Source organism: Paenibacillus sp. J22P218, from assembly GCF_056269195.1.
In genome coordinates this window covers 1016004-1034887 of record NZ_JBWDNL010000001.1, presented here as the reverse complement: position 1 = coordinate 1034887, position 18884 = coordinate 1016004, and the positions used below count along the sequence as shown (strand labels likewise).

Here is an 18884-nt window from a genome sequence, read left to right as displayed (position 1 = left end):
ATCCTTTATTTAAGAGCTTCAACCTTTGCCTTGGCTTTCTCCGTCGTCCACTTCTCATAGCCGGCCGTATCAAGCTTGCCGAATTCTTTCATATACTCTTCCCATATCGAGTCGAATTTGCCGGGATCAGCCAGGACAAGCTTAGGGAAGTACTTTTTCGTCAACTCGTCCTTTTTCGTTTCCCACATGATTTCCGGCGAGTTTTGCTCCTTCGCGAAGCCCCATGCCGGATACCATGGGCGGAATACAGGCTTTGCAAACATTTGCGAATACGTTTGAGCGCCGTATTTGTCCAAAATTGCTTTATCCGCATCCGTCAAGCTCGCTTGGAAATATTCAGGCTGAACGTTTACGCCCTTGGCGTTACCGTCGGAAAGCGTAGAGTTGGCGCTGTACATTGGCCAGTTCCAGCTATAATATTTAAAGCCGAATGTCTCGTTGAACGCTTCGTTGATTTTGTCGATCTGCTCCTTCGTACGGTAGAAGCGACCTTCTTCGTTAACCTCGTACGTTTCTCCTTTAATCCCCCACGACGTCAGGATTTGGTTCTCTTCTTTCAACAAGTTGTCGAAATATTCGATAATGCGGACCGGATCTTTGGCGCTGACCGTAATGCCGATACCGCGGTTAGTAACAACGCCTGCTTCCGCATCGATGTAAGCGTCAGTAATGCTCTCGTCGAACGTAATCGGCAGAGGGAAGTATCTGTACTTATCCAGGGAAGGATCCTTGCGCGCATCATCCTTCAGCACGTTAAGCGCGTTGTCCACTTGCCATTTGTAATCAAAGAAGCCAAGCACGTTATGCGACGTCAACTTCGCGATGTATTGGTCGTAGTTATCTACGAACGAAGCTTTATCGAATAAGCCCTTCGCGTTCAAATCATTGAGCGTCTGCAGCCATTTCTTCGTGCCTTCGTCTCCTGCGTACGTCTTCGCTTCCAGCGTATCCGCGTTGATCATGACGTTGCCGTCGTTCGGGTAACCCATCAAGTGCATCGGCACATTGGACGTTGCGAAGAATCTCCAGTCATGCGTAAGCGAAATGAGGCCTGTCAGCTTCTCGTCCTTATGCTTCGCTTCATAGTCCTCAATCAGCTTGATGTATTGGTCAAGCGTCTTAACGACCGGATAGCCCGCTTCCTCGAGCACGCGGCGCTGAATCCAGAATCCTGAGCCCGCTTCCGGATCGGGAATGAACTCGCCGACCTGGGCGGAGATCGGAAGAATGTAAAGCTCACCGTCAGCCGATCTCATTTGATCAAGCTTATCCCCGTATACCCGCTTGATGTTCGGACCGTGCTTCTCGATCAAATCGTCAAGCGGAATGAATGCGCCGGCATTAATTACTTCTTCCATCGCCGCGTCCGGAATAAGCACGTCCGGATATTCGTTCGCCGCGATCATCGTGCCGATCTTCGTGTTCAAATCGCCTACGAGAAACTCCAGCTTGAAGTTGACTCCGGTTTGGTCCTCGAGCTTTTTGCCGATCGTCGTCTCGTTTGTGTTGCCGTCCTTGGATCCGGCCACGCCGTTATAGATCGTGTACGTTACCTTTTCCTTCGTCGGCTCCGATCCGCTATTGTCGCCGGTTGCGGCGTTCGTTGCAGATGGCTTGTCTGTGCTTTTGTTGTTGTTGTTGCCGGAGCAGGCCGTCACGGCGGACAGTGTCAAGGCTGCTGCCAGGCTGAGAAGCAATACTTTGTTTTTCTTCACTATTCTTCTTACCCCTCTCTCATCTAAATGTACGTACAACCTAAGTATAAAAGCGATTACAGCGTTCGTTTACCCGCCTAACTGCATCGAATTCCTCACTAATTATTGATTTCACCCCGAATAATCTATTGCAGTTCTAATTTATTTCGATATTCGGACGGCGTCATTCGCTCCAGCTTATCGAATTGGGTAACGAAATAATCGGGATTGTTGAAGCCTACCCGTTCAGCCACCTCATAGATTCGCATGTCCTTTATACGAAGCAGTTTTTTGGCTTCCGCGATCCGCAGCTTTTGCAAATAATCGTTAAAGTACAAGCCGTAATTTCTTTTGAAGAGCTGACCCAAATAAGCGGGGTTCATGTAGAATTGGCTGGCTATCATTTTCAAGCTAATATTTTTGTTGTAATTCTGATCCACGTACGTTTTGATTTTGTGCATGGTGCCCTTGCCATAGGAGCGATACAGCTCGCTTACCATAACGCCGGCCTCAATGACAAATGCGGTAAGCAAGCGTTTGATTTCCTCCAACGTAACATTATGATCATGCCAATTAATGACCGGCTCGAAGGAAGCAAGCTCGGTTTCGTCCCCCTCCATGCCCCTAATCGATTTGCAAATCGCAAGCACGCATTGGACAATGCCGGTCTTGATTGCTTCAGGAGAATAGCGTTTACTGCGAAACTCCGAAAATAACGAGTCGATAACCTGTTTCATCTCGTACGAATCGTTCTCTTCAACCGCCTCTACCAGCCTTCGGCAAATGTCGTCGTCCAATTGACTGTAAATAAGTTGCGTTCCGCTCACGTCCGAAGAGGCAATGACGCGATCGGCGCTTCTGTAATATTTGCAGTTCATTGCTTCCTTGGCACTTGTATACGAATCCTTGATACCACTCAAATGTTGGACGGTTGCTCCCGCATAGGCGCGGTGTTCGAGTCCTAATTGCTCGTTCAACCGCAATAACAGAAGCTCCATAAACGCATGTACGCTGCCTCCGGCTTCGGAGAGATGCATACTCGTAACGATCAACCCATATGTTCGGCGATGCTCATAGAGAATCGGCTCGGAAGCGCTTGGAGCCAGCTGCCGCACCGCAGCCCGAATACTTGCCCGCAGCTCATCCGTCGACGGTTGCTTCTTGTCGCTCCATGGGTGAACATTGTTCAGCTCGATCAGCGTGTATGTAAACGTTCGAGAACCAATTGCCGTCTCATACTTCATCCAAGCATCCGCTGCGTCATCTGCGGATTCTCCGCGTATGAGCGCTTCGATCTGCTTCTCGCTCAGCAGCTTGCTCCGTCGCTCTTGAAGCTGTCGTTTCTTCGCCAGCTTGTCCCGCAGCTTGTCCAGCGCTTGAGTAATGTCCTCCTCGTCTACCGGCTTAAGCACGTAATCGAGCACGCCGAAACGAACGGCCTGCTGCGCATAGGTGAAATCGTTATGTCCGCTAATAATGACAAATTCCGTATCAAGCTTCTCTTCCTCTGCCGCCTGGATTAAGGCTAGACCGTCCAGAACGGGCATCCGAATGTCGGTGATGACCAGATCGGGCATTTTATCCCGGATCATCTCAAGCGCATCCTCTCCATTGTCGGCCTCGCCAATGACCTGATATCCGTTTCCTTCCCAATCAATCATCCTTATAAAGCCTTTACGGAAATATATTTCATCGTCGACAATAATTACGCTATGCATGCAGGCAACCCTCTCTCTTCGAAAAATAGGAATCGCTTTGGAAAAACAAAAGCGGCGTTCTCTCCCTTATTGAACTCGAGGGACGACCGCCGCTTTCTTCATCGGAAAACACTTTTATTTCTTAATTGCATTGCGAATAATCGTTCGGCCTCTCTCTTACATCAATTTATCGACTTCAAGACAAGTGCACAACCCGACAAACTCTGTATAATTACCTCTCTAATTCTAGTTTCTACGACTATCAGAACTTCTTGCTAGGTTAGCGCCTAAACTTATGCCTAACTACCTCGCTATGATATAATGTAGAAATGCTAACATGGAGGGGTACGGATGGCTCATATTTACTATGTTGAAAGCAATACTACACACGCAAGCAATTTTGTTATTGATGTTCCCGTAGGTTATCACTGGCTCCTTGTGATCACGAAGACCCCTGCGGAGTTTTGGGTCAATGGCGATCTTAAGGAATACCCCGCTCACAGCGCCGTCCTCTACCGCCCAAAGCAAAAAGTTTATTACCAAGCCAGTTCCGATTATTTCGTCAATGACTGGATCCGCTTCGAATCCAATGAATCTTATATTGCGAAATCCTCACTTCCGCTCGGCGTTCCTTTTTCCATCAACGATCCTGACTATTGCCATAAGCTGTTTGAACTGCTAGTCATCGAGCATAACTATAATCGCGATTACAAGGAATCTTCCATCGACTATTTGCTCCGGACGCTGTTTAACAAGCTATTGGAATCCTATTCTCATGATGTCATTACGCCTCATTACTACAATCTATTAAAGATTCGCACAGCGATTCAAAACGATCCGGGAGACTGCTGGACGGTTTCGAAAATGGCGGATTATCTCCAAATAAGTCCGGGCTATCTTCAGAGCCTCTACAAGAAAACGTTTGGAATTTCCTGCATGGATGACGTCATCCAATATCGAATCCGATTAGCGAAAGAATATTTGATTCATAGCACCCAAAGCATTGTGGAGATCGCTTCCCGATGCGGATATCAAAATGTGGAACACTTTTGCCGGCAATTCAAAAAGCTGACAGGATATACGCCAAGAAATTTTCAAAAGGCGGCCAAAACGTGATGTCCCCTGCAATTAAGGCAGCAACGGTTAATCCGTAGCAAAAGGCGATGCAGGCAAGCCTTCCCGGCTATACAGGTTGGCACCGTCCGGATTGTCAGCCCATGCATATCTCACCCTGGCGGGATCGGGAACTTGATCATGCCACACGACAACACGATCTTCTTCAATTCTGGCGTCTGCCCAGACGAACCGTTGATTGGCTCCGGCAATGGCGAAATGCCTAAGCTTGCCGCCGTCTCTAGCGACTAATCCACCGCCTGCATCGCTGAAGTGCAGAACGATTCGATCACCCTTTTTCTCCGCGAATTGAAACATGGGGCCGGAAGTCGCTGTCTCCTCATCTCCGTAAGCTACTTTCCGAGCTGCGAGGGCTAACCGATATCCGACATCCATCTTGTTGACCGGGTGAATATCGTTCCATTCGCCAATATCGATAGTCACGGCCATTCCTGTCATCGGTAAGGCAAGCGTCTTCCGCTGCGCCTCTCTAAGCACTGCCCATTGGCTTTCGGCAGGTCTATCCGAAGGCACACCAAAGTTAGGTAACTGCACATAGAGGAAGGGGAAGTCGCCCAAGCCCCATTTGCCTCTCCAATCACCAATAAGCGCCTGGAACAGGCTTTCGTATGCTTCGGGCCTATTCAAGTTGGACTCCCCTTGATACCAGATAACGCCTTTGATCGCATAAGGGACAATCGGCGCAATCATACCATTGTACAAGCCCGCTGGACGCCACTGGACAAAGGAAGGCTCGGGCATCGGACCGCTCTTGACCCCGATCATATACTGCCATTCTCCGCTTATATCTAGGCTCCGATCTCCGATATGAAGACAATAGGGCTTATCCTTGTAAAATCCGCCTTTACCGGAGAAATTAACGACTCTAACGACAAGCGTATTTTTGCCTTCCCGCAGCAGACCTTCCGGAATATTGTACTTTCTCGAAATATACTGGTTCGGCAGCGTTCCTATTTGAGTACCGTTAAGGTAAACGGTGTCCTCGTCCACCACATTGCCGAGCTCAAGCGTCGCCGGATAGCCAAGCCAGGAAGAAGGAACCTCGATTTCCTTCCGAAACCAGACGACGCCGTTGAAGGATCCCAAGCCGCTATCTTCCCAATAGGAAGGAACCGAAATGGCCGGCCAAGCGGAAGCGTCGAAACCCGGTTCATAACACTTTGTTCCGTTAGCTGGCATACCCGCGTCGTTTTGATTGATATAGGTGTACCATTGCTCTCGGTTGATTTGATCCTTTTGCGCCAATGCATCCAGATACTCCTTATCCTTTAACCTCTGCAATTCTTCCGTGTATTCCGCAAAAGGCGCAAGGGAGTGCTCGCTCATAAAGGCTTGAACGGGAGCCCCGCCCAAACTGGCATGGATCAGACCGATCGGTACGCGATCCTTTTCATACAGCTTAGCCGCAAAGAAATAGCCTGCGGCAGTGAAGTTCAGGACGCTTGCGGGATCGGCAGCCTCCCAGCCGCCGAATTCGAAGTCGGTATGCGGCTGTTCAAAATCATAGCTGACCGGAACCAGAAACTGCCGAATGGCATCGTTCTCCGCTTGAGCGATTTCCTCAGGAAACGTTTGCCGAAGGGATAACATTTTCATTTCCATATTGGATTGGCCAGAGCATAACCAAACGTCACCCAGCAAAATGTTGCGAAGCGTGACGCGTTCGCCACCGTCTCCAGTCTCGATTATCATCTCAAAAGGCCCGCCCGCTTCATCTGTCCGAAGACTGACCATCCATTGTCCATTCTTGTCCGCGGTGCCGTTGCAAACCTGATTTTTGAATCGGACGGTGACGGCTTCTTCCGCAGGCGCGTATCCCCATATTTTCACATTCGTATTTCGTTGCAACACCATTCCGTCACTGAACATGCGGGGCAAACGGAACTTCATCTGATTTTGCATAAACGATGTCTCCTCAAACCTTAAGTGTTGTGTTTACACTGTCTTGGAACAAAATAGTATAATACGAGCCCTTATCAGACAATGACGTATGCGACTATTTCATTGATGTATCCTACTATGAAATGATTTCGGTTTAGCTCCTCTAGAAATGCTATAGTTTTTTAAGAAAACGCTTTAATTCCTTAACCAGCGGCCATGTTATGATGGGATTTAATACGATAATAATGGAGGTTACGATCGTGTCAGATACAACTAAAGGGGCTTTCCATACAGCCGATTACAGGAATTTGTTCAAAGAGCTCGGATATTCCGAACAGGAAATACACGCCAGACTAGAGCAGGCTTGGAACGAATTATTTAATGGCCGTGCCGACTTGCGAATCTATTATCCTATGGGTGACGATAAAGGTTATCTCCTCGATACAGGCAATTCGGACGTTCGATCCGAAGGGATGTCGTACGGCATGATGATGGCCGTGCAAATGAACAAGAAGGAAGAATTCGACCGTCTCTGGAACTATGCAAAGACGTTCATGCAGCATACGGAAGGCCGCTACAAGCACTATTTCGCTTGGCACTGCAAGCCTGACGGTACCCGCATCTCCCAGGGACCGGCACCGGACGGGGAAGAGTTTTTCGCCATGGCTTTGATCTTCGCTTCGAATCGCTGGGGTGACGGACCGGAGCCGTTCGACTATTCCGAGCAAGCGAAGACGATACTTCGAGCGTGCATACATCAGGGAGAGAACGGCGAAGGCGATCCGATGTGGGATCCCGCTACCAAGCTGATCAAGTTCATACCGGAATCGCCGTTCAGCGACCCTTCCTATCATTTGCCCCATTTCTACGACTTGTTCGCGCTACATGCGGACGAGCAGGATAGACGCTTCTGGAGGGAAGCCGCCGAGGCAAGCCGCGCTTATCTGCGAACCGCCTGCCATCCGGTAACCGGACTGTCGCCCGAGTACGCGAACTACGACGGGACGCCTGCCGTACCGCAGCCTCACGGCGACTACCGGCATTTTTTCAGCGATGCCTACCGCGTAGCGGCGAACATCGGACTTGATTATGAATGGTTCCGCAAGGACCCGTGGCAAGTCGAACAATCGAATCGTATTCAAGCGTTCTTCCGCGAAATCGACGTATCCGACTATCGCCGTTACACGATTGACGGGAAAGCATTCGAAGAATCTTCTCTGCATCCGATCGGGCTACTGGCGACGAATGCAATGGCATCGCTTGCCGCGGACGGACCGGATGCCGCTCATTTTGTCCATTTGTTCTGGAACACGCCATTGCGTACCGGCGATCGGCGTTATTACGACAATTGCCTGTACTTCTTCAGCCTTCTGGCATTAAGCGGAAACTACCGTATCTATTAACCGACTGCTAGATATAAATACAGAAAGCGGCGATCGACTCCCTTGCTAACATAAGGGGGCGATCGCCGCTTTCTTTTTCTTTGGTCTCTATTAATTGATAGTAAGAGAATCACGATACTCCTGGGGCGTCATGCCCGTTACCTTCTTGAAGAACCGCGTGAACGAATGGGCCGCTTCATACCCGACTGACACGGCGACCTCCCTGACCTTTAGATCGTTGTCGCGCAAAAGCTCCTTCGCCTTTCTGGCCCGGCAAGTATCGATATATTCGGATAGATTAATGCCTCGTTCCTGCTTGAAGAAACGCGATAGATAGGAAGGATTGAAGTAATGAATTTCCGCCAGTCGCACCAAGGATAAATCATCGCTTAAGTGCTCGTCGATATACTGGCTGATCCGGTCGATCACTTGCGATGTTCGATCCCGATCGTCGCTCTGCTTGTAGCGGAAGATCGCATCCGCCGTTTGCTTCAAATAAACAAAACCATCCTTCATGGAGGCATGGCAATCGAGCCGCATCAGCTTCGAGTGGTCGTCGAGGCGATTTTGCAGTCCCAGACGGTTCAAGCAAGAATACAGCATCAAGGCAACGGAATAATACGCTTCAATCGATCGCTGCGCATGCTCGTTATATTGCAGCGCTGCCATCGCCAACTGATCCCAATCCGCATAAAATTCGTCCGCCCGGCCCGCTTCCAAATGCGCTGCCATAATTTCCGCCTTGCGGCCCGGCACGAATGTTTCCTTGCCTCCGAAGCCGTTCATATTCTCGTCGCGATCCCGCAATATCATGGAAATGCCGTCGCCGATCTTCAACTGCTGCAGCTGGCGCAGCCTTTCATATTGGTGGGTAACCGTTATCCAATCGCAGCTTGCGCCGCTTATAGTCAATGTAATCTCTAATCCGAGCGACGTCAGGCAAGCTTCCTGGATAAGCTCGAGCACACCTTCCATATAGCGGATAAAGTCACCGCCATGGAATCCGCTTGACTCTTTGGACGGCTGAATAAACCACATCAGGTCTCCATGCCTATCGACGATTCCGATGCTATCGGCGTGGTCCTTCAGATAGGAATCCCATACCGTTCTTGCCGATACAAGGAGCTTGCTTCTCTCCGTGTACGTCATCCCGGGAGGGTAAGACAGACGAGCAAGCACCAGCATAACCGGATTCATCGGATCCAAGCCAATATTCAGATGGCCGAATTCCTCGATGACTCGCGCTTGCTCTGCGCAAAGAGCGTCGCTTTCTTGCAGCAGTTGCCTCATGTAATCCCCTTGCGCCATGAATTCGTAAGCGTACTTCTGCTCGCGCGACTGCTCCAGCAGCGTGCTCTCGAGATTGCTGCGCTGAATGTCGAGCAATGCGCCCCGTACGGCCTCCGTCACTTTCGCATAGCCTTCCGTCTTCAGCAAATAACGGACATCAGGCATCTGGAAAGCTCTATACGCATAGTCAAATTCGCTATGACCGGTAAGAAAAACAACTTTGCACCTCGGCCAATACGTCAATATTTCTTCCGACAATTCCAGACCGTTCTTGCCCGGCATCGCGATATCGGTCATGACGATATCAATCCGCGTGCGCGCCATCCAAGCGAGCGCTTCCTTAGCCGAATAAGCTTTGCATACATCCAATTGATCCGGCATGAGATTGCTTAACACTTCGTAGAGGCCGTCTGTAATAATTTCCTCGTCATCGACGATCAGCAGTCGGTGCATCTCCATCCGCCTCCTTTGGATTGATCCGTATTTCGACTCGCAGGCCGTTCAACTTGCTTTTGGACAAAAATAAACCGCTGCCTTCTCCGTAAGTCAACGTAATGCGGCGATGAATATTAATGATGCCCGTCATTTCATGCGCTTCGCCGTTGTTCGTCATTTGGTCGTTCAACGCTTGGATCGTTGCATCGTCAATCTGACTTCCGTTGTCCTCGACGACGATCAGCCAATCCGACTCATGCCTCTCGAACGAAACGCGAAGAAATCCTTCCTCCGACATTTTCTCGAGGCTATGCTCGTATGCATTCTCGATGATCGGTTGAACAATAAGCCTTGGTACGCGAATTCGCTCCATTTCCTTCGGAAGTTCGTCGAATTGCACGCTGATACGCCTGGAGAACCGAAGCTTCTGGATCTCCGTATACATCCTGGCATGCTTGATTTCTTCGGATAAGTAGACATTGTCTTCGCCGTTGCGCGTAATGAACCTGAAATATTCGCCGAGCATATTGGTGAACAGCTCGATACGATCCGTATCGCCCGTCTTGGCTAATGAATTAAGTATGAAAAAGCTGTTATATAGGAAATGCGGGTTAATCTGAGACTGAAGCTGCTTCAGCTCGGCCTTCTGCATCATGAGCTTCTGCTTGAAATCCTGGTCAATCAGCAGTTGCAATTTGTTCAGCATCTGATTGAATCGATCGTACAAATAACCGAATTCGTCTTTGTTCTCGTGTTCGATCTGGATATCAAGCGTCCCGCCTTCCATTCTGCGGAAGCTCTGAACAAGCAGCAGCAGCGGCCGATGAACGAGACGGTAAGTCGAGAGAGAATAGACAACGATCGCAAGAATCGAGGTTGCCGTGAACAGCCAAGCCCATTTATTGAACTTGTTCAGTGGCCTCTTCACCGTCTCCTCCGGCAAATAGGTCACTACCGCAAGGCCCAATTCGGATGATTCCGCTTTGTCGATATGGTAGGATCGTCCATCTGCTTTCAATAGCAAGGAACTTTCCTCCGAAAGTCGCTGCGCTTTCAAATATTCGTTCAAAATAGGAGGGGATTTATCGCTGCCGAGCAGGGTGAAATTCGCCTCCTCAGCGATAAGAAAAGAGCCGCTTTCGGGATAAACGCTCAATTGGTTCAGCGATTCCTTCAGCTTTGCCGTATCAAGCTCGATCTGAACGATGAAGAGCGGCTCATCTCCCTTCTTCCCTCCGTACTTGGAGGCGCTAAGATGAAGCGAATCGCCCTGCCTGATCAAACGTTTGGCTCCGCTTCGTTCCGACAAAGCCCGAATTTGGTCATACCTTCCTTGTTCCAGATCGTGAACGGCATTGCCGAACGATAACGTTTTGCCAATCGAGGGGATATGAATGTATATATCCTTCATATACACGCTGCTATTCTTAATGGAAGTGAGCCGATGAACCAAATAGTCCATGCTCTCCTTCTTTTCGACGCTGTCCATCATCTCCCACGTTACCGCGACCTTCGTAAGCTCTCCCTCCTGCAGCATATCGAACTGCTGGACCTCCAGCCATTCAACCTCACGGTTCATGTCATCTAGATAAGAGGACAACTGCGCCAAGGTGTTCCTTGAAATGTCCTGGCTCGCGTTGGTATAGCTCCAATTATACAAATAAACCCCTAATATAATAATGGGCAGAATGACAACGAGATGCATGATGACAAGCCTAAGAAACAAGGCGTGGCGCATGGAATTGACAGGTATCTTGAGCAATCTTATACAACTCCTCGCAAGCAGCTTTGTCCGCGGAGCGAATAGGTGAGTAAGGCAATCGAAGCCTCGCGCTTACTGCCTCTTTCGGCCCTTCTCCGCGTACCATTCGTTAACCTCGGCCGTCATCTCCGTCCCGCCTAACCGATGCCACTCCTCGACGAAAAGGTCGAATTCTTCGATTGGCCGTCCGAGAATAATGTTCATGAACGTTTTGTTTTTCAACTCGTCCAAGATCGATTGCTTCTCAATGATCGCTTCCGTCGGAACGCCTACGAAGCTCTCGAACAACAGTTGATTGTTTTTTTCATATTGTCTGAATATCGAGAACGCTCCCTGCGGACCATAGGTACGTTCCCAGCCCCATCCGGTTACATCGTTTTTCGTCAGATAAGAATCAATATTTTTGTAAATCGCTTTGGCTTCATCGTGGAGAACGGCTTCGTCTTGTGTCGCGCGGAACTCCTCCAATTGCAGGAACGCCTCGTAATTTTTGAGCAAAGGGGCCGGAGTAACGGGCGAGAGCTGCCACGCCGGATATGGCGTGCTATAATACGTTTCGTATTCCGCGGTAACGCCCCAATTTTTCTCCAGATGCAAGTTGATCATCTTTACGATCGCTTCAGGATGCTGAACGCCCTTCTTGACGGCCAAAAATTGATTAGTCGCAAAACGAAGCGGTACCATGGCAGGCTTGCCCGTAGCCGACACAATCGGGTACGGCTGCCAATCCGCCTTTGAGTTTTTCTCATAGTTCGATTGAACGACGAAGCTGCCCCATTGCTCGCCGTACATGATGCCTATCTTCCCTTCCGCGATCAGCGCCTTTTCTTTGCGGCCGTCCTTCAAGCCGAATTCCGGATCGATCTGACCGTCTTGGTACATGCCTTGAAGTACGGTTAGCGCTTGCTTCACTTCAGGCTGTACGGCTCCGTTCACGAGCTTGCCGGTATCGTCCTCGAGCCAAATATTCGGATATGCGCCGTAACCGGCCATAAAGTCCAACGCCCCCATAACGGGATCCCATAAATATTGCGTCAGTGCCAACCCGTACGTATCATCCTTGCCGTTGCCGTCAGGATCGTTCTCTGTAAACGCTTTCGAAATCGCGAGCAAATCGTTCATCGTCTTCGGAGGCTTAAGCTTTAGCCGATCCAGCCAATCGGTTCGTATCCATAAAAATTGGACAGCCTCAATCGATGCCGCTGTTTCCGGAATAGCCATCAGCTTTCCTTCTATCGTTGCCGCTTCGAACGGTCCGGTTCCTTCCTGACTTAGCACGTCCTTGGTGAACGGCGCCGCATACTGTTCATACACGTCGGTCAAATCCTGAATTAAACCTTCGTTCGCGAGCTGCCGCAGCTGCTGCGCATTCACTCTTACGATATCGGGAATATTGCCCGATGCCAATGCCGAGCCTAACTTCTGATGATAGAGATCGTCTTTGGCCGTCCATTCGTATTTTACCCGAATGCCCAGCACATCCTCGTAAAGCCGGCTCCATCGATTATCCTCGAGAGTCTCTCCCGGAAAATTGCTGATCAAGTCGCTGAAATCTTCATTTACATTCCGAACGAGCGAAATCTCGATCGGTGGATTGTATTTGGTTAAGCCCGGATCCGAATAGATCGCTTCTTCCGAGCCTCTCTTATCCGGCTCCTCAGTCGGGCGCTGATGCTCGCATGCCGCAATCGTCTGCACAAACATTAATACGGCAAGCATGATTGCAGCCTTGTTCCCTATTCGCTTAGGCACGATTACAACCCCATTTCCCGGCAACGCAATATTTATGCATAATTATTATTCTCCCTGATTAGCAGCAAAAAAATCAAGGTACAATTATTGATAATGTTATCTAATATTGACTTCGAGTTAAGATAGGAGCTTGTCTAATATGGAATCTGATTGCCGACTGCATACAAAAAAACACGCCGTATATTGGCGTGTTTTAATATCGATCAGCCCGTGGCCCCATATCCGCCCATAGAAAAACCTCCTATGAAGCAGATACAGCGCCTTAAGAGGCATACAGGCCGCTTCTTCTTGCCCAGAAGAAATGGGTTGATCGAGCGGCAGCAATGCAATGCATTAAAAGTTACCTCCCTCTTCATGCATTCCGAAAAAAAGGCTGATTTGCATCATAGCCATCGAATCATCTCTCCATTTCTTTCGTTATTTCACCGTGAACAGCCAATGATCACGAACCATAGATTGTCTCTTGCGTTTATCTAAAAATAAGCTGGGAAAAATGGTATAAATCGTTTTTCCATACCGGCCAATCATGGTCTCCGCTCTCCTCGTACCAAATGTGCGGCACATTATTGTGCTCCAAATAAGCATGAGTCCTATCGCTGACATGCTTAAGATTGTCCAGAACCCCGCATGACAGCCAGAGTAGACTGAGCTTAGCCGACGCTTCTTCCGGATTCGGGACTAGCAGCTCGGGCTCCTTCGTGTTAGGCGCGGAAGAAAAACCGCCAATCCAAGCGAATCGATCCAGATTGCCTAAACCGATATTGAGCGATTGCCCTCCTCCCATCGATAAACCGGCCAGAGCACGACTCTCTCGCCCTACTTGAACCGAATAGTTGGACTCTATATAAGGGATGAGATCCTGCAGCAAATCAAGTTCAAAATCTTCGAACGCCTTTAATTTGTTCGGGTCGAATAGATTTCCTTCCGCCCGGTCGTTCGCCATGGCACGACCGTTGGGCAATACCACAATCATGGGCGCAAGCTTGCGTTCCGCATACAAATTATCAAGGATCACCTGCGGCCCCGCATGTTTGTACCATTCCTGCTCATCGCCGCCAATACCGTGCAATAAGTAAAGAACGTTATAGCTTAAATCTTCGGAATAACCGGGAGGTAAGTAAATCATCGCTTTGCGCTTGCAGCCTACCGTCTTCGAGAAATATTTAATCGATTCTATTTTACCTCGGGCAATGTCCTCTCTGATCTGGTCAAACCTTGGCGGAGCGGCATTTCTAATCGAATCATGGTCAATCGAACTCATCGTGTTTCATTCCCCTTCCTAATGACACTGGATTTACTGTCGAAAAGTATAAACCTTTCCACACTGAGCAAACAACCTGTCAATGGATACATCTCACTCGTACGCCAAAGATAGAGTTAGGAGGGGCATAATACCATTATTAGAAAGGTTGTGGACCTTAACTCCCGAATAGTACACTCGTTTTTGCAAGCGCATACAATTCCAAAAAAAAGGAGATGAGTATGAATGATCAAGAAGAAAGTTAGCTTAGCAGTAAAGCTTCTGTTGCTTATGGCGCTAGTGATATCGCCGATGCTGCTGAGCGGCAAGAAAGCAGAAGCGTGGGTCGGCATGCCGATGTCCAAGCTCCATGTAAGCGGCAACCAGTTGGTGAACAGCAGCGGACAGCCCGTGCTGCTGAGCGGGTGGCATCAACCCTCGGGCGCATACTGGACGTACCAGAACAGCAATTACTACCTGAATCAGAATGGCGGGAACCGGCATGCGGCCATCTTGGCGTATTTGAAGGATATTACCGACACCTTTACGAGCACCTCGGCCAAATACGGCAACAATCACGGGTGGTACATGAATCAAGTACGTCTATTCATTGACCGGGAAGACATGGGCGACGTTGCGGCGGGCACATACAATTTTGCCGGACTGCAGGCCGTTACACAGAACGTAATCATTCCATATATCAACTACGCTAAGACCAAGGGGCTTTACGTCACGCTCGGCCTCGATTTCACATTAAGCAACAACCAAGCAACAACGCCGGACAATCTCGCCAAATTCAATCAGATTTGGGGTTACCTCGCTGATCAGCCGGGCATCAAGAGCGCGGATAACGTGATGTTCGAGCTCGTTAACGAGCCGGTACTATCCGATGTCAACGGCGTTTGGGGCGGTCATCCATCCCAATCCAACTTCGTTGCGTACTGGAATTCGCTCAAAAATTTCCAAAATTCCATGATCTCCACGATTCGCGGCAAAGGTGCGGATAACGTCATATGGGCGTCCGGACTTGGTTGGGATCAATACTATCAGCTGTGCGCTGCATATCCGCTGACGGATCCGCTAGGCAATGTCGGTTATTCGGTCCATTGGTACCCGGGCTACGGAGCCAATGACAATTACACGACTTTGCAGCAGCAATGGGACACCAATATCAAGCCATGCGCCGATAATTATCCAATCAATATTACGGAGACAACCTGGTTCAAGACCCAGCCGGGAGACTCCTCCTATTGGGATCTGTTCAACGGCTCGAATGCGGGCTTCGGCAAAAATACCAAAGCGATCTTTACGGCTGCGGGCAATGTGAGCATTGCCGTCCATATGAACGGATTTTTGCTGGATCCAGGCACGCGAAGCTCATTCGCAGACCCGACAGGCGGTTTGATGTATGACGGCAATACGGCCAGGGATGGCATGGCCCGATTTATTTTCGAATGGTACTATGAACGCGCGCAGTTTAATCCTTGGAATGGCATATGGAATGGAGTCACGAACGGTGCCACTTATAAGCTCGTCAACCGTGCTTCGGGCAAAATACTCGAGGTTCCGGGCGGGCAGAACACGAGCGCGCTGCAGCTTCAACAATGGACGGACAATAATGCGAACGCGCAGCGCTGGGTCGTTACGGATCAAGGCACCTACAATAACTATTACGAATTGCGAAGCGTTAGTTCCTCCGATAACAAGGTCATGGATGTTCGTAACGGAACGAAAAACAACGGGGAAGCGATTCAACTTATGCAGGATCTCTCCAATACCGCGCAGCAGTTCCGATTGATCAAAATGAGCAACGGCTATTGGAGCATTCTGAACGTGAACAGCAACAAAGCGGTCGAGGTTGTCGGATCCTCCACGGCCGATGGAGCGAAGATTCAGCAAAATCTGTACCGCGGCGATCTCAATCAGCAATGGCAGCTGGTTCAAATTAATTAGAGATAGCGAGTGCACTGAACTGTCTCTGTATGGCCATTAAACGCGGTAAAACCGCAATTCATGATGAATTGCGGTTTTTTTTGTTGCAATTAATCGGAATCCTTTACTCGCACAACACCCTCTTGCTCGAGAAGCTCCAGGAAGATCGGCCGCTCGTCCGGCGTCCGGTTCGGGGCGTGTATCGTTAGCATTTGACGGCCATCGAAAGCGTGGAACACCATGCCGTGTCCGCCGTCGTTGCGGAACAGCGGTTCCGTCTGCTGCACCCAAGGACCAGTCACTTGGCCCGATTCCGATCGCGCCACGCCCAAGGCGTACTGGTTGTCAATAAAGCTTGCCCACAGCATATAGAGATGACCTTCCTCGCCTCTGAAGAGATAAGGGCCGTCCGTCACATAATTGGCTGTATCCGGATAGCGGGGCGATACGTAAGGCGTTGCCCACTTGGCTTCCGAAGCGCGGAATAGCAAGACTGGCTCCGAAGCCGCGCGTCTAAGATCGCTGCTCAACCGTATCGCGCAAACCTCGCCGTCGCCGACCTGCTGCCATTCATGGCAGAAGACCATCCACGGCACGCTGTCTTCATCCACGAACAAGCTGCCGTCGAGCGAGCTCCAGCCAGCGGGGGTCAGAGGCCCGTCGCTATGGGGAATGAACGGCCCGAGCGGCTGATCGGCCGCAAGCACCGCGGTGCCAAGCAGAGCGTTGTCCCTTCTGCGGAACGTGGCGAACATATAATACCGCCCTCCGTAAGCGTACACTTCCGGCGCCCAGAAGTTCGTATCCGAGAAGAAATCCTCCTCGGGACGGAATACCGTATGCGGTCCTTCCCAAGAAACCAAATCCTTGCTCACATAGGCATCGAAGCCCGTTCCTGTACCCCATATATTTTTATCCGTGCTTCCGAACATATAGTATTTGCCTTCCACCGGCATCGGCAGCACGAAAGGATCGCGTATTTGAATATCCTTGCTTTCCAGCGACAACTGAAGCACCCCTTTGCATCTTATCTGTAAGTAGGCGGAACGATGCCGATTCCAGGCTCTTCCGCCCTGAACCGGCTTCCCGCGAGAACGACTTGCTCATTGCCGGAAACGCTGAACGGGATATTCGAGCCGCTCCATTCGATCATCCCTTCGACCTTCCTCGGAGTCATGCCGACTAGACCAAGCAGCTTGCCGCTTCGATCGGTAATGACGCGTATTCCGCTCGGGAATGCGATCCAGCGCTCTCCGTTTCGGTAAATAACCGATTCTCCCTCCCCGTTAAGCAGCTCGAATACGTTCTCCGCCACCGTTCGGCTGTATGCGGTATCGCCTGTCGGCTCTTCGCCATGATCCATCGCATAAGGACGAAGACCCGTGAACCACAGTTCGCCGGATGGGCGCGGCATGATGCCGCATAGCCGCTCCACATAATCAAGCACGCATAGAATCGATGGCGAATACGCTTCGGTGAAGCCCTCTTCCCCCGTCCACGGACTAACGGCTTGCGCGAAACGGGTAAAACCGGTTGCGGCTGAGAGGATCGACTGCAGCACCCAGGTCAGCTCGACGTGGCGGCCATGATGTTCGAATGCATGCGGCGCGCGAATCAGGCTTAAGAAATTGGATGGCCCCGCCCAGCTGTTATAGCTGGAGAAAGGATCGAACCGTGGATCGTCCATCGCCAGCGACGTAAACGGATATTTAGCGAAAAACTTGCGCGTATTGAGCAAATAACGACGCAGCATCGAATCAAAAAACGGCCGGTCGCCGACCTCGCAGGCCATAACTCGCAGAAGCACGTCCGACTGCACGCGCACGAACTGTCCATTCTGGTCTCTATCGTAGAAGAAATGATCCGTTTCATCGAAGCAATACCGGTACAAGCTATCTAGCGATTGCTCCGCCTTCGCTCTCCATTCATCGCCCGATTCTCCCAGCTCCTCGGCCATCCGCGCCAAATACAGCCTTTGGCAGTAAACGTTGGCGGTAAGATCGGGAGCTAGAAACGGCAAGATCGGCGAGTCCGGATTGACCCGCGTCGCATCGCCGAGATGCGGCGTGTCCGGCACATGCCAGAACCTGGGCGATAGATCATGTCCGGTATCGAAAGCGCTGAAAGCCTCCACGCAGCCAGTACCGAACGTATCGCGATATTTCGCAAGCCATTCGTCATATCGGGTCATTGCCCCGTACATCGTCTTCAGAAATGATTGATCCCGGCCGTGCAGGGAATAGTGGTTCCAGACGGACCTGGCGAGCGGCGTGACGAGCTGGATTTGCCTATAGGACGGGCCATGCTCCGTTATTTTATAAGGAAGCATCCCGTCCTCCCTTTGATGCTTGGCGAACGACAAATACGTCTCTTCGGATACCGAAGGCACGAAGCGCGAGAGCAGCTCGGCGTTAATCGTGCCGGTGCTCTCCAGCCAACAGCCGAGGTAAATGCCACCTTCGTGCAAGATCGGCTTCTCTCCGCCCGTCGGCACGATGCAAGCAAGCAGCGAGCGCAAAGCGGCATAATAAACCTGCTCAAGCCGGCCTTGCGAGGACGCGAATTTCACCCCTGCCCGCTTCCATTCCGCCATAACGCTGCCGTCGGATTCCTTGTTCGGCTCGCCGATCCGTTCATCGACGGACAAGCTCCTTAATTTGTCCAGCAACATCGATTCACTCATCT

General features: G+C 50.4%; 12 protein-coding genes. 3 read left to right on the top strand and 9 right to left on the bottom strand.

The window, feature by feature from the left end; genetic code table 11:
* Nucleotides 1-5 precede the first annotated feature (5 nt).
* Nucleotides 6-1715 carry a type 2 periplasmic-binding domain-containing protein gene (locus AC0YN0_RS04215; RefSeq protein WP_475820143.1) on the bottom strand — a complete coding sequence of 570 codons (1710 nt, stop codon included), beginning with the start codon at nt 1713-1715 and terminating at the stop codon, nt 6-8.
* Between the two features lie 125 nt (nt 1716-1840).
* The gene (locus AC0YN0_RS04210) at nt 1841-3412 is read right to left on the bottom strand and encodes a response regulator transcription factor (RefSeq protein ID WP_475820142.1); all 1572 of its coding nucleotides are present in this window, start codon (nt 3410-3412) and stop codon (nt 1841-1843) included.
* 330 nt (nt 3413-3742) lie between these two features.
* Between AC0YN0_RS04210 and AC0YN0_RS04205 the strand changes: the two genes are divergently transcribed.
* Entirely contained in the window at nt 3743-4507 is a 765-nt protein-coding gene (locus AC0YN0_RS04205) for an AraC family transcriptional regulator (protein ID WP_475820141.1), read from the top strand.
* 27 nt (nt 4508-4534) lie between these two features.
* Here AC0YN0_RS04205 and AC0YN0_RS04200 read toward each other — a convergent pair whose 3' ends face one another.
* Complete coding sequence (locus AC0YN0_RS04200) at nt 4535-6427, bottom strand: sialate O-acetylesterase (protein WP_475820140.1); 1893 nt, start codon at nt 6425-6427, stop codon at nt 4535-4537.
* Between the two features lie 224 nt (nt 6428-6651).
* On the opposite strand from AC0YN0_RS04200, the gene AC0YN0_RS04195 reads away from it, so the two are divergent.
* Complete coding sequence (locus AC0YN0_RS04195) at nt 6652-7809, top strand: family 8 glycosyl hydrolase (protein WP_475820895.1); 1158 nt, start codon at nt 6652-6654, stop codon at nt 7807-7809.
* A 90-nt stretch (nt 7810-7899) separates the two neighbouring features.
* Here AC0YN0_RS04195 and AC0YN0_RS04190 read toward each other — a convergent pair whose 3' ends face one another.
* The 4 genes from AC0YN0_RS04190 to AC0YN0_RS04175 form a co-directional block, all read right to left on the bottom strand.
* Nucleotides 7900-9531 carry a response regulator transcription factor gene (locus AC0YN0_RS04190; protein WP_475820139.1) on the bottom strand — a complete coding sequence of 544 codons (1632 nt, stop codon included), beginning with the start codon at nt 9529-9531 and terminating at the stop codon, nt 7900-7902.
* The gene (locus AC0YN0_RS04185) at nt 9506-11275 is read right to left on the bottom strand and encodes a sensor histidine kinase (RefSeq protein WP_475820138.1); all 1770 of its coding nucleotides are present in this window, start codon (nt 11273-11275) and stop codon (nt 9506-9508) included. Before AC0YN0_RS04185 ends, AC0YN0_RS04190 begins: the two co-directional genes overlap by 26 nt.
* A gap of 72 nt (nt 11276-11347) precedes the next feature.
* A complete protein-coding gene (locus AC0YN0_RS04180; RefSeq protein WP_475820894.1) occupies nt 11348-12994 on the bottom strand; it encodes an extracellular solute-binding protein in 1647 nt (548 codons plus the stop codon).
* Between the two features lie 502 nt (nt 12995-13496).
* The gene (locus tag AC0YN0_RS04175) at nt 13497-14288 is read right to left on the bottom strand and encodes an alpha/beta hydrolase (protein WP_475820137.1); all 792 of its coding nucleotides are present in this window, start codon (nt 14286-14288) and stop codon (nt 13497-13499) included.
* A 225-nt stretch (nt 14289-14513) separates the two neighbouring features.
* Between AC0YN0_RS04175 and AC0YN0_RS04170 the strand changes: the two genes are divergently transcribed.
* A complete protein-coding gene (locus tag AC0YN0_RS04170) occupies nt 14514-16220 on the top strand; it encodes an RICIN domain-containing protein (RefSeq protein ID WP_475820136.1) in 1707 nt (568 codons plus the stop codon).
* An 89-nt stretch (nt 16221-16309) separates the two neighbouring features.
* On the opposite strand, the gene AC0YN0_RS04165 is transcribed toward AC0YN0_RS04170, so the two are convergent.
* Both AC0YN0_RS04165 and AC0YN0_RS04160 read right to left on the bottom strand, forming a co-directional pair.
* Entirely contained in the window at nt 16310-17200 is an 891-nt protein-coding gene (locus tag AC0YN0_RS04165) for a glycoside hydrolase family 43 protein (RefSeq protein ID WP_475820893.1), read from the bottom strand.
* 26 nt (nt 17201-17226) lie between these two features.
* Nucleotides 17227-18882: an MGH1-like glycoside hydrolase domain-containing protein gene (locus AC0YN0_RS04160; RefSeq protein WP_475820135.1), complete on the bottom strand. Its 1656-nt coding sequence runs from the start codon at nt 18880-18882 to the stop codon at nt 17227-17229.
* Between the last annotated feature and the right edge of the window lie 2 nt (nt 18883-18884).

Coding starts and splice junctions, on each gene's coding strand:
- AC0YN0_RS04210 (WP_475820142.1), bottom strand. CDS start 3,412: ATGCATAGCGTAATTATTGTCGACGATGAAATATATTTCCGTAAAGGC.
- AC0YN0_RS04205 (WP_475820141.1), top strand. CDS start 3,743: ATGGCTCATATTTACTATGTTGAAAGCAATACTACACACGCAAGCAAT.
- AC0YN0_RS04200 (WP_475820140.1), bottom strand. CDS start 6,427: ATGCAAAATCAGATGAAGTTCCGTTTGCCCCGCATGTTCAGTGACGGA.
- AC0YN0_RS04195 (WP_475820895.1), top strand. CDS start 6,652: ATGGAGGTTACGATCGTGTCAGATACAACTAAAGGGGCTTTCCATACA.
- AC0YN0_RS04190 (WP_475820139.1), bottom strand. CDS start 9,531: ATGCACCGACTGCTGATCGTCGATGACGAGGAAATTATTACAGACGGC.
- AC0YN0_RS04180 (WP_475820894.1), bottom strand. CDS start 12,994: ATGCTTGCCGTATTAATGTTTGTGCAGACGATTGCGGCATGCGAGCAT.
- AC0YN0_RS04175 (WP_475820137.1), bottom strand. CDS start 14,288: ATGAGTTCGATTGACCATGATTCGATTAGAAATGCCGCTCCGCCAAGG.
- AC0YN0_RS04170 (WP_475820136.1), top strand. CDS start 14,514: ATGATCAAGAAGAAAGTTAGCTTAGCAGTAAAGCTTCTGTTGCTTATG.
- AC0YN0_RS04160 (WP_475820135.1), bottom strand. CDS start 18,882: ATGAGTGAATCGATGTTGCTGGACAAATTAAGGAGCTTGTCCGTCGAT.